We start from the raw sequence: 12,155 nt of genomic DNA, 5'->3' as shown, positions 1-12,155 counted from the left end.
GAGGGGACGGGCCACTGGCCCACCTAATACTCTCGGCCAGCACTGACCCCGGACATCGATGAGTGTCATGTGGGTACGCTCAGATCGAGTTTGCCTGGTCAGAGGCACGTCAGTGAGCGCCTGCGGCTGTGGCCGGGCTGTAAGGGACGTTGAAGATCGTGACGAAGTCCTCGAGCAGGCCAGGTTCGCCCTCCACGTCCACCGCCCCCTCGGCGACCGCCGTCACCGGGTCCAGAGTGCCGGCCAGCACATCGCGGAATCCCGCCCCGCCGGCGATCACCAAGTCAGCGCCGAGGTGCTCGCCACCGCCGACGCTCACCATTGCGTCGCCGACGATGGCGTGCGCAGCGGCGGCTCCGACCCTGACGGTGAAGGTAAGCCGCCGACCCTCCCGGGCGCGGAAGATGCCGGCAGTCTCATCGGCCAGCGTGCTGGCGCGGATCGCGTCCGGCGAGGTGGAGTCGCCGACGTAGGCCTTCGGGTCGGCACCGGTCAGCACCCACACCGTGGCGACCATACCGCCGCGGTACTGGAAGTGGTCATCGGAGTCGGCGATGTCGCGCTCGGCGCTGTCGGGGTTCTTGCGGTGGATCTGGTCAGTTGCGAAATCGCCTCGACAGACAGGACCGGAAATGGCTTCCATCAAGGCTGCTGGACTCTGGTCACATTGCTGGTGTTCAAGAGCCAGCAGTATGAATTATGCCCAACAACATCGGCTAGTGGGCATGTTCGTTAATTCGTTAGCGGTGGGTGGCGGGGTCTGGCGGGCTCATTGTGGGTCGCTGGTGCCGGGAGGGCGCTGGAACCAGTTTTTGGTGGTTATCCGATCGGTGTCGGCTCGCTATCTCTGCTCGAACCACTTTCTGGTGGGTATGGATAACCCCCGGGGGTATCGGTAGCCACCAGAAACCGGTTCGAGTAGCCAGTGGCGCCGGTAACGGTTGCCATAACCACCAGAAGCCGGTTCCAGCAGTTGATGCCCCGGTCAAGAGCCGCCCGGCAGCCGCTGCACCAACGCCAACGAATATGCGAACGTGCCCACTAGTTGGGCCCAAGAGGCTTGACACACCAATCGACCGAGCCTCTGGCTCTCAGCAGCCCCGCACCGACACCACCTCCGCCAGCAGGGCGCCGACGTTGCCGAGCCGGTGCTGCCGGTCGCGGACTACCGGTTGCCCGTCCACGATCACGTCGGTGACGTCGGACGCGGCCGCGCACATCGCGATCTGGGCGGGGTCGGCGCCGGCCGTCCGGGGGCTGGCCAGGTCGATCGCCACCAGGTCGGTGCGGGCGCCCGGCTCGATCCGTCCGGCATCGTCCCAGCCCAGTGCCCGGTGCCCTGTCTCGGTGGCCACGCCGACCAGCTCGTCGGGGGCGAACGTGCCGCGGCGTCCGGATGCCAGCCGCTGGTGCTGCTCCAGCCGCCGGGCCTCGCCGAGCAGGTCGATCGCGACATGCTGGTCGCTGCCCAGGCAGAGCGGACTGCCGGCGGCCTGCAGCGCCGGGAACGGCCCGATGCCGTCGGCCAGGTCGGCTTCCGTGGTCGGGCAGGCGCAGATCGCGGTGCGGGTGGCGCCCAGCAGCTCGATGTCGGTGTCGGTCAGGTGGATCGCGTGCACGGCCGTGGTGTGCGGGCCCAGGGCACCCGAGCGGGCCAGCAGCTCGGCGGGGGTGCAGCCGTAGTGGGCCCGGGCCGCCTCGTTCTCGGCCGGCTGCTCGGACAGGTGGACGTGCAGCGGCAGACCGTGGTCGCTGGCGGCGGACGCCACCAGTGGTAGCTGGTCGGCGGGCACGCCCCGCACCGAATGGATGGCGGCGCCCAGCCGGGCGTGGCCTGGCAACGGGGTCGCCCCGGTGACGGTGAGTCGTTCGATCCGGGTACGCCAGCCGGACGCGTCCCTGTCGCCGAAGCGGCGCTGCGGACCCTCCAACGGGGAATGGCCGGCATCGTCCAGGCCGCCGGCAAGATAGCAGGTGTCCAGCAGGGTGATCCGGATGCCCGCAGCGGCGGCGGCGTCGACCAGCGCCAGCCCCATCGCGTTCGGCTCGTCGTAGGGCTCGCCGCCGGGCGCGTGGTGCAGGTAGTGGAACTCCCCCACGCAGCTGATTCCGGCGGCGGCCATCTCGGTGTAGACGGCGGTGGCGAGCTGCCGGTAACTGTCTGGATCGAGGCGGGCGGCAAGGGCATACATCCGTTCCCGCCAGGTCCAGAAGGTGCCGCCGTCGCCGTGGGTACGGCCCCGCAGCCCCCGGTGGAAGGCGTGCGAATGGGCGTTGGCCAGACCGGGCAGCACGATCCCTCGCAACGTCTCGGCGCCGGCGGGCGGCCTCCGGACGCCGCTGGTCACCGTGGCGATCCGGCCGTCGGCGTCCTCGACCACGACGCCGTCGGCGACCCCGGCGGGCAACCAGGCGTGCTCCAGCCAGTAGCTGCTCACGCGTCCTCCTCGGCCAGTGCTTCGACCACCCGGACCAGGGCGTCCACGCCGGCGTGGCAGTCGTCGGTCTCGGCGTGTTCCTCGGGTGAGTGCGAGATGCCGGTGGGGTTGCGGACGAACAGCATTCCGGTCGGGACGCCGGCGCTGGCCAGGATGCCGGCGTCGTGCCCGGCACCGGTGGCGAGCACCGGCGCGCCGCCCAGCAGCGCCGAAAGGCGTCCCACCAGCGGGGCGTCGAAGTCGGTGGCGTCCGTCCAGGACTCTTCGATGGCGGCCTGTCCGACCGTGCTGGCCAGGTGGCTGACGGCGTTCCGGACGGCGTGCGCGTCGGCGCCGCGGGCGTCCAGCCAGGTCTGCACCAGGGACGGGATGGCGTTGACCCCGTTGGGCAGCACCCGCAGCTTGCCGACGGTGGCGACGCAGCCGAAGCGCTGCGCGGCGGCCCGTGCCTGCTGGATCACCGCGGCGGCGGCCAGCATCGGATCGTCGCGATCCTCCAGCTTGGTGGTGCCGGCGTGGTCGGCGCGGCCGGCGAGGTCGAACCGCCAACGGCCGTGCGGCCAGATCGAAGAGCCGACCGCGACCGGACCCTGGGCGGGATGACCGGGATCGCCCAGCGCCCGGCCCTGTTCGACGTGCAGTTCGATGAAGGTGCCGACCCGGCGCAAGGTCTCGTCGTCGCGGCCCACCGCGGACGGGTCGTGCCCGGCGGCCCGCATCGCCTCGGCCATCGTCGTGCCGTCGGCGTCGGTGAGAGCCAGGCCGCGTTCGGACGTCATCGCCCCGGTCAGCAGCCGGGATCCGGCGCAGGCCACCCCGAACCGGGCCCCCTCCTCGTCACCGAAACAGGCGATGCCCAACGGCCGGCCGAGCGCGAAGCCGGCGGCGTCCAGGTGATCGAGGGCAGCGAAGGCCGACACCACCCCCAGCGGCCCATCGAAGGCGCCGCCATCGGGGACCGAGTCGAGGTGCGAGCCGAGCACCAGTCCGGGAGCGCCCGCCGCCGCGGCGGCGTCCGGGTCACCGCGCCAAGCCCATAGATTGCCCACCCGGTCGGTGACCACGTCGAGGCCCCGGCGGGACGCCTCGCCGACGAACCACTCCCGCAGGGTGGCGTCCTGGCTCGTCCAGGCGAACCGGCGGTAACCGCCGGTGCCGGGATGGCGTCCGACCGGCGCCAGTTCGGCCCACATCCGGTCGAACGATTCGTGTCCCGGCTGAGCGACCGGGCGGGATCCATTCGGCACGGCAGTCACGGCTCCTCACAACGAGATGAAACGTCCATCCCATGCCACACTGCCGAGAAGGAACTCGCGAGACCGCTCTGCCCCACGTCTGAAATCCGAGACGCCGCGAGCCGTCGTTGGTTGAGGAAGCGCTGAACTTTCGCTGGTCGAGCTTGTCGAGACCGCTCTTGCAACAGGGTTTCGACAAGCTCAACCAGCGAGAGGCCGCACTGATCAAACGTCGAAACACTCTTGCAGCGACGATGCTCGGGTCTCGACAAGCTCGACCAACGGGAAGTCAGCGCATGGGGCGAGGGAACTCGTCCCCCGCCCCATGCCCAACCTCAGCTGCAGCCGCTGGTGCTGCCGCAGCCTTCGCAGATGTAGCAGCTGCCGCTGCGGCGCATCTTGGTGCCGCAGGTGAAGCACAGCGGTGCATCGATCGCCATGCCGGAGATCTTCTCCAGCACCTCGGCGGTCGAATGCGGTCGCATCTCCAGCAGAGCGGGCTGGTTCGGTCCCTCCTCGTGGACCTTCACGTCGTCGCCGGCGTCATTCTTCAGCGCCTCGGATTCGATCAGGTTGGCCTCGTCCTCTTCGGAGAGGTACGAGCCTGTCTCCACGTACCGGGCCCGCTCGGCCGAGGTGTAAATGCCCAGTTCGGCCCGCTCGTCGAAGGACAGGTAGTCCAGCGCCAGCCGGCGGAAGATGTAGTCGATGATCGACTGCGCCATCCGGATGTCGGCGTCGTCGGTCATGCCGGCCGGCTCGAACTTCATGTTGGTGAACTTCTGCACGTAGCTCTCCAGCGGCACGCCGTACTGCAGCGCGATCGAGATCGCGATCGAGAAGGCGTCCATCACCCCGGCCAGGGTGGACCCCTGCTTGCCGAGCTTGAGGAAGACCTCACCGAGCCGTCCGTCGTCGTAGGCGCCGGCGGTCAGGTAGCCCTCGGCACCGCCGACCGAGAAGGACGTCGTCCGGCTGGCCCGCGACTTCGGCAGCCGCTGCCGGCGCGGCCGGTACTCGACGCGCACCTCGGGCTTCGGCGCCGCCTCGACGGCGGCCGGCTCTTCCTTCTTCTTCGCGTCGGACAGCGGCTGGCCGACCTTGCAGTTGTCGCGGTACACCGCGAGCGCCTTCAGGCCGAGCTTCCAGCCCTGCAGGTAGACCTCGGCGATCTCTTCGACGGTGGCCGATTCGGGCAGGTTGACCGTCTTGGAGATGGCGCCGGACAGGAACGGCTGGGTGGCCGCCATCATCCGGACGTGACCCATCGGCTTGATCGCTCGCTCGCCCATCGCGGTGTCAAAGACCTCGTAGTGCTCGGTCTTCAGACCCGGCGCGTTCACCACGTGACCGTGCTCGGCGATGTACTCGACGATCGCCTCCACGGTCTCTTCGGTGTAGCCGAGACCGTGCAGGGCCCGCGGAATGGTCTGGTTCACGATCTGCATCGACCCGCCGCCGACCAGCTTCTTGAACTTGACCAGCGAGAAGTCGGGCTCGATGCCGGTGGTGTCGCAGTCCATCATGAAGCCGATAGTGCCGGTCGGCGCCAGCACCGACGCCTGCGCGTTGCGGAAGCCGTTAGCCACGCCCAGCGTCACCACCTTCGCCCACTCCTCGGTGGCCAGATCGTGCACCGTCGAATCGAGTTCGCTGACGCCAAGTACCTCGTCATTGGCGGCCTGATGCTTGCGCATCACCTTCTGGTGCGCAGTCGCGTTACGGGCGTACCCGGCGTACGGACCCACGATGGCGGCCAGCTCTGCCGAGCGCCGGTAGCTGGTCGCGGTCATCAGCGAGGTGATGGACGCCGCCAGCGCCCGGCCGCCGTCGGAGTCGTAGCCCCGTCCCACCGCCATCAGCAGCGCGCCCAGGTTGGCGTAGCCGATGCCCAGCTGCCGGTAGTCGCGAGTGGTCTCGCCGATCGCCTCGGTCGGGAAGTCGGCGAAGCAGATCGAGATGTCCATCGCGGTGATCACCAGCTCGACCGCCTTGACGAAGGTGGCCGCGTCGAAGGTGTCGTCGGTGCGCAGGAACTTCAGCAGGTTGAGGCTGGCCAGGTTGCAGGAGCTGTTGTCGAGGCTCATGTACTCCGAGCACGGGTTGGACGCGGTGATCCGGCCGGTCTCGGGGTTGGTGTGCCAGGCGTTGATGGTGTCGTCGTACTGGATGCCCGGGTCGGCGCACTCCCAGGCCGCCTTGGCCATCTTCGCGAACAGCTCGCGGGCGTCGACCGTCTCGATCACCTCGCCGGTCATCCGGGCCCGCAGGCCGAACCGGGCACCGTCCTCGACGGCACGCATGAACTCGTCGCTGACCCGGACGGAGTTGTTGGCGTTCTGGTACTGGACGCTGACGATGTCGCGGCCACCCAGGTCCATGTCGAAGCCGGCGTCGCGCAGGGCGCGGATCTTGTCCTCTTCGCGCGCCTTGGTCTCGATGAACTCCTCGATGTCGGGGTGATCGACGTCGAGCACCACCATCTTGGCGGCCCGCCGGGTGGCGCCGCCGGACTTGATGGTGCCTGCCGAGGCGTCCGCGCCGCGCATGAAGCTGACCGGGCCGGAGGCGGTGCCGCCCGAGGACAGCAGCTCCTTGCTGGACCGGATCCGGGACAGATTGAGGCCGGCACCCGAGCCGCCCTTGAAGATGAAGCCCTCCTCCTTGTACCAGTTCAGGATCGAGTCCATCGAGTCGTCGACGCTGAGGATGAAGCAGGCGCTGACCTGCTGCGGCGCCGCGGTACCCACGTTGAACCAGACCGGCGAGTTGAAGCTGAAGTACTGGTGCAGCAGCATCCAGGTCAGCTCGTGCTCGAAGATCTCGGCGTCGTCGGCGGTCGCGAAGTAGCCGTTGTCTTCGCCGGCCCGGCGGTAGGTGGTGACCACCCGGTCGATCAGCTGCCGCAGGCTGCTCTCGCGTGCCGACGTGTTCAACGCGCCGCGAAAGTACTTGGTGGTGACGATGGTGGACGCGTTGACGCTCCAGAAATCGGGAAATTCCGCGCCGCGCTGTTCGAACACGGTCGCGCCGGTCTTCCAGTTGGTCTGGACGACATCGCGCAACTCCCAGGTCACCTGGTCGTAGGGGTGCACGCCCTCGGTGGTGAACACCCGCTCGATGGTGAGCCCCGGACGCTTGGCGGATCGGCGGCCGTCGGCACGGGCAGTCTCGGTCATGAGTCTGACTTTCTCTCGGGTGACGCTGGTACTTCTCTGGGACGGCTGGTCATCGGGGGGCGGTCAGCTGGCCGCGCAGGTTCTCGATCTCGGCCTCGAAATCGTCGACCGAGTTGTAGTGCTTGTACACCGACGCGAAGCGCAGGTAGGCGACGGCGTCGAGGGTGCGCAACGGCCCGAGGATCGCCAGGCCGACGTCGTCGGCGGGGATCTCCGCCTGACCGGACGCCCGCAACGCCTCTTCGACCTGCTGACCCAGCCGGGCCAGGTCAGCCTCGGAGACCGGACGGCCCTTGCATGCCTTGCGGACCCCGGTCACCACCTTCTCGCGCGAGAACGGCTCGACGACTCCAGAACGCTTCACCACCACGAGCTGCATCTGCTCGAGCGTGGTGAACCTTCGCTCACAGGACGGGCACTGACGGCGGCGACGGATCGCGGCACCGTCTTCGGCCACTCGCGAGTCGAGAACGCGTGAATCGGTGTGTCGGCAGTACGGGCAGTACACGGCTGTCGACCCCCTTCGTCGTCGGCGGTGAATGCTCGGGCCCTGAGCGTTGTAGGTGCGGCGCGGCTGTGGAGCGCTGTGTGTACCGGCTGTGGAGGAGCCTGTGGATAGAACCACAATCTGTGGATGAACCACAGCCCTGTAACTACTACATATAGACGATATGTCGCCGAACGACACCACGCAACAACGATCCGGCGTGTCGCCACCACATCGACGACACACCATCAGCACTGCCAGCAACCCCAGCATCGCAACCGCTCAAACCGACGCCTCAGCGGCGCCGCAACTCAGCCGACCTGCATCACGGCGGCCGCAACGGGTGGCACCACCGGCTCGTTCGAGACCGCAAGGAAGCCCGCGACCAGGGTCAACACCCCGGCCGCGACCGCGCCGAGGAACACCGTCATCACCACGGCCAGGCCGCGCCGGGTGAGCTGCAGCCCCTGCCCCACCGCGACCGCGACCGGCGCGGGCTGCTGCGCCCGCACCGCCGGCGCCACGGCCACCGTTGGCCGGCCGCCCGGCGTTGCGGGATGGTTCGGACGCGCGATCGGCCCGCGTGCCTGCGGGACGTGCCGCCAGCGCGGCCGGGCGGCCGCTGGAGCGATCGTCATCTCCTCAACCAGCACCAGACTCATCTCGCACTCCCTTCCTCGAACATACGTTCGATGGTCATTGTTGCCCGCGACCGATCGGGATGCAACCCCTATTCGTACGTTTGTTCCCGACCGATCGAATCGATGACACGAGTCAACACGTCGCCACTGACAGTTTCGGACGGCGCCCGTCGTCGCGGGCACGGCCTGCCGACGCCGTTCCGAACAGACCCCTTGACCATGCCGGGCGCACGGCGTCCCAACTCGGGAACGATCTCGCGACACGCTCGAACAAACGTATGAATCGAAGGATTGGTGGCCTAGTCTGTGGCCATGGCAGGCAGGAACCCGTTCGACAAGACCCCGCGGCGCGGCCGCCCACCCAAGCAACCGCCGAAGATGGGCGTGGGCCGCCCGAGCAACGCCGAGGTCGCCCAGCAGCTCGAGATGGCCAAGATCGCCCAGCTTCCCGACGGTCCGGCCGACACCGAGGGCCTGACGCCCCGGCAGCGCCGCATTCTGGAGTTGATCCATCTGGCGGTGAGCACCCGCGGCTACCCCCCGACGATCCGCGAGATCGGCGAGGCGGCCGGTCTGGCCTCGCCGTCCAGCGTCTCTCATCAGCTGCGCGCGCTGGAGGCGAAGGGCTACCTGCGGCGCGACCCGCATCGACCTCGGGCGATGGAGGTGCGGCTCCCCGAGTCGCTGTCCAAAGCCACCGATCCTGTGGCCGACGGCGAGCCGGAGACCGGGCACGACCTGGTCGACATCACCGGCGTCGGCGATGCGATTCCGGAGGCGGTGAACGTGCCAGTCGTCGGCCGGATTGCCGCCGGTGGCCCGATCCTGGCCGAAGAGCGGGTCGAGGACGTCTTCCCGCTGCCCAAGCAGCTGGTCGGCGAGGGCACCCTGTTCCTGCTGGAGGTCAGGGGCGATTCGATGATCGAGGCCGCCATCTGCGACGGCGACTTCGTGGTCGTCCGCCAGCAGCCGACGGCCAACAACGGCGATATCGTGGCGGCTCTGCTCGAAGACGAGGCGACCGTCAAGACGTTCAAGCGCACCGACGGGCAGGTCTGGCTGTTGCCGCACAACCCGGCCTACGCGCCGATCGACGGCAATCAGGCGTCGATCCTGGGCAAGGTCGTGGCAGTGTTGCGCCGGGTGTGAGCGTCGGCCAGTCGCGGCCTGGAGTTCCGCTTAGGCTGGCGTTCCTGCAGTGATGCGCCCCGCCGCACCACCAGAAGGAGAAGGCCCCGCGTGATCGAGATTCTGAGCCCCAGCCGGTTGTCGCAAGCCCGCGCGACCGGTGCGGTCGTAGCTGACATTCTGCACACGATGAAGCGCCGCAGCATGGTGGGCACGAACCTGCTGGACATCGATCAGTGGACCAAGAGCATGATTCTCGAGGCCGGCGCCCAGTCCTGTTACGTCGACTATGCGCCGTCGTTCGGACGCGGGCCGTTCGGCCACTACATCTGCACGGCGGTCAACGACGCGGTGCTGCACGGGCTTCCGCACGACTATGCCCTTGCCGACGGCGACCTGCTGACCCTCGATCTGGCCGTGCTCAAGGACGGGGTGGCAGCAGACGCCGCAATCAGCTTCGTCGTGGGCAATGCGCAGCCACCGGAGAGCGTGGCCCTGATCGCCACCACCGAGCGCGCCCTGCAAGCCGCCATCGCGACCGCCGGTCCGGGAGTGCGGATCGGCGACATCTCCCATGCCATCGGCACGGTGTTGACCGAGGCCGGCTACTCGGTCAACACCGAGTTCGGGGGCCACGGCATCGGCTCGTCGATGCATCAGGATCCGCACGTCCCCAATCAGGGACGTCCCGGTCGCGGCTACCGGCTGCGTCCGGGGATGCTGCTGGCCCTGGAGCCCTGGGTGATGGCCGACACGGCCCGGCTGGTCACCGACGCCGACGGTTGGACGCTGCGCAGCGCCACCGGATGCCGGACGGCGCACAGCGAACACACCATCGCCGTCACATCCAGCGGGGTCGAGATCATGACCCTGCCGACAGCGACACGGGAATAGTCAGCAGCCGCAGTCGGCGCAATGCACCGATGGCCGTCTCCCGGTCGGTGGTCAGCCAGAAGTCGGGCATGGACGCGCGCAGGTAGCTGCCGTAGCGGGCGGTGATCAGCCGGGGGTCGAGCACCGCGACCACGCCGCGGTCGGTGAGACGGCGGATCAGGCGTCCGGAACCCTGGGCGAGCAGCAGCGCCGCATGAGTGGCGGCGACCGCCATGAAGCCGTTCCCGCCGCGTTCCGCGACAGCCCGCTGACGGGCCTGCATCAGCGGGTCGTCCGGGCGCGGGAACGGGATCTTGTCGATGATCACCAGTTCGCAGGTGTCGCCGGGGACGTCCACGCCCTGCCACAGCGACAGCGTGCCGAACAGGCTGGCCTCCGGAGTGGCGACGAACCGGCGGGTCAGTTCGCCCAGCTGGGCGTCGCCCTGGCAGAGGATCTCGGCGTCCGGCAACTCCTTGCGGCAGTACACCGCGGCCACCTCGGCGGCCCGCTGGGAGGCGAACAGCCCGAGGGTGCGTCCGCCGGCCGCCCAGAGCAGCTCGGCCACCTCGGCCAGGATCGCCGGCGCGATGCCGTCGCGGCTGGGTGGCGGCAGCGATTTGGCTACGTAGAGGATGCCCTGGCGCCGGTAGTCGAAGGGTGAGCCGACGTCCAGTCCCCGCCACCGGGGCCGCTCCGGTTCGCCGTCGCCTTCTTTGCGGCTGTAGGGCTCAGTCAGCCCCAGCGATGAGGCGACCGCGTCGAAGTTGCCGCCGATCGACAGGGTCGCCGAGGTGAGCGCCGCCGGACGCTTGGCGAAGATGCCTTCGCGCATCAGTCCGGCCACCGACAGCGGGGCCTGGTTCACCTGGCGTCCGAACCGCTCCCGCTCGGACACCCAGACCACGTCGTGCGGCGCCAGCGCGGCGAGCTGATCGGCGATTTCGAACACCTCTGCGGCCGCCGCAGCGGCCTGCTTGCGTTCGTTGTCGGAGTCGTCGCCGCCACCCATCGCCGAGACCACCCGGCGGGCGACGTCGCGGACCAGCCGCAGCGTGTTGGCCAGCGGTCTGTCGGCGTCCTCGATGCGGGCCAGGGGAGCGTCATCGAGAGCGGCCCGGAGCGCCTCGCCGGCGTCCAGGAACTCCACCGCGAGGTCGTCGTCCAGCCAGACCAGGCAGCGGCGTCCGACCCGTTCGATCAGCTGCGGGCTGAGCTCGTGGGACGCCGCACTGGTGACCCGGCTGACCAGCTCGTGGGCCTCGTCGACGATCACCGCGTCATGCTCGGGCAGGGCAGTGCCACCGTGCATCGCATCGATCGCCAGCAGCGCGTGGTTGGTGACCACCAGCTGGGAGGAGCGGGCCTGGTCGCGGGAACGCTCCACGAAGCACTGCGAACCGTAGGGACAGCGTTGCGCACCTAGGCATTCGCGGACCGGGATCGACACCTGCGCCCAGGCCTGGGCGGTGTGCGTCGGGGCGTCATCGCGGTCGGCGGCACCCTTGGCCTCGGCCTCGGTCTCGACCCATTCGCGCAGCGCGACCACCTCGGCACCCACCTTGGAGTTCGCGTCGGTGGCGACCGCGGTCAGCGCCTCGGCCAGTTCGCTCCCACCCAGCAGGCTCTCCTGTTCGGAGCCGAGGGTGTCCCGCACCCGGTACAGGCAGGCGTAGTTGGTGCGTCCCTTGAGCACGGCATGGCTGACCCGTTTGCCGGTGACCCGCTGGCAGGCGTCCAGGGCGGCCGGAATGTCCTTGCGCGCCAGCTGGGCTTGCAACGCAAGCGTCGCCGTGGCGATCACGATGCGCTCGCTGGGCGAGCGCACCAGATGTGCCAGCGCGGGTGCCAGGTAGCCCAGCGACTTGCCGGTGCCGGTGCCAGCCTGGACCAGCAGGTGCTCTCCCCCGGCCAAGGTCTCGGCGACCGCGGCCGCCATCTCGTGCTGGCCCGGACGCTGGGCGCCGGCGATGCCCTCGACCGCCGCACCGAGGATGGCTTCGGTCAGGTCGGCGTCAGGCATTGGATCAACCTACCGTCTGCCACCGACATTTAGATTGAGTGTGTGCCCCGCGGGTGGGCCGAGGCCACCGACTGGAACGCCTGGCGATTCCTGAAGAGTGAGCGGCTGTCCGCGGGGCCGGCCCGAGGTTCGGCCGGTGTCTCTGTTCGGG

General features: G+C 69.1%; 9 protein-coding genes. 2 read left to right on the top strand and 7 right to left on the bottom strand.

All coding sequences use genetic code 11. The features are described 5' to 3' along the window. Positions 1-109: 109 nt before the first annotated feature. The 6 genes from QM619_RS16695 to QM619_RS16670 all read right to left on the bottom strand — a co-directional run bounded on the left by QM619_RS16695 (position 110) and on the right by QM619_RS16670 (position 8,001). Positions 110-643, bottom strand: a complete 534-nt coding sequence (locus QM619_RS16695) for a cobaltochelatase subunit CobN (RefSeq protein ID WP_415111405.1) — start codon at positions 641-643, stop codon at positions 110-112. Positions 644-1,091: 448 nt separating this feature from the next. Next, positions 1,092-2,438, bottom strand: coding sequence for a formimidoylglutamate deiminase (locus QM619_RS16690; RefSeq protein ID WP_415111402.1), 1,347 nt, complete (start codon positions 2,436-2,438; stop codon positions 1,092-1,094). Beyond that, a complete protein-coding gene (locus tag QM619_RS16685) occupies positions 2,435-3,685 on the bottom strand; it encodes an allantoate amidohydrolase (RefSeq protein ID WP_415111399.1) in 1,251 nt (416 codons plus the stop codon). The genes QM619_RS16690 and QM619_RS16685 overlap by 4 nt, the downstream gene beginning before the upstream one ends. A gap of 323 nt (positions 3,686-4,008) precedes the next feature. Continuing rightward, the gene (locus QM619_RS16680; RefSeq protein ID WP_415111396.1) at positions 4,009-6,852 is read right to left on the bottom strand and encodes a vitamin B12-dependent ribonucleotide reductase; all 2,844 of its coding nucleotides are present in this window, start codon (positions 6,850-6,852) and stop codon (positions 4,009-4,011) included. A 49-nt stretch (positions 6,853-6,901) separates the two neighbouring features. Next, complete coding sequence (nrdR, locus tag QM619_RS16675) at positions 6,902-7,360, bottom strand: transcriptional regulator NrdR (protein ID WP_415111393.1); 459 nt, start codon at positions 7,358-7,360, stop codon at positions 6,902-6,904. Positions 7,361-7,650: 290 nt separating this feature from the next. Continuing rightward, entirely contained in the window at positions 7,651-8,001 is a 351-nt protein-coding gene (locus tag QM619_RS16670; protein WP_415111390.1) for a hypothetical protein, read from the bottom strand. Positions 8,002-8,406: 405 nt separating this feature from the next. Between QM619_RS16670 and lexA the strand changes: the two genes are divergently transcribed. Then, positions 8,407-9,129 carry a transcriptional repressor LexA gene (lexA, locus tag QM619_RS16665; RefSeq protein ID WP_415111617.1) on the top strand — a complete coding sequence of 241 codons (723 nt, stop codon included), beginning with the start codon at positions 8,407-8,409 and terminating at the stop codon, positions 9,127-9,129. Between the two features lie 90 nt (positions 9,130-9,219). Then, on the top strand, positions 9,220-10,002 hold the full coding sequence (gene map / locus QM619_RS16660) for a type I methionyl aminopeptidase (RefSeq protein ID WP_415111387.1): 783 nt from the start codon (positions 9,220-9,222) through the stop codon (positions 10,000-10,002). On the opposite strand, the gene QM619_RS16655 is transcribed toward map, so the two are convergent. Beyond that, positions 9,971-12,004 (bottom strand): ATP-dependent DNA helicase, encoded by a 2,034-nt coding sequence (locus tag QM619_RS16655; RefSeq protein WP_415111384.1) that lies wholly within the window; start codon positions 12,002-12,004, stop codon positions 9,971-9,973. The two genes, map and QM619_RS16655, sit on opposite strands and share 32 nt — an antisense overlap. Positions 12,005-12,155: the final 151 nt, after the last annotated feature.

The sequence above is a fragment of the Micropruina sp. genome (assembly GCF_047606665.1).
Classification (GTDB): Bacteria; Actinomycetota; Actinomycetes; order Propionibacteriales; family Propionibacteriaceae; genus Micropruina.
The sequence above is the reverse complement of the archived record's forward strand: the minus strand, read 5'-3'. Positions and strand labels throughout refer to the sequence as shown.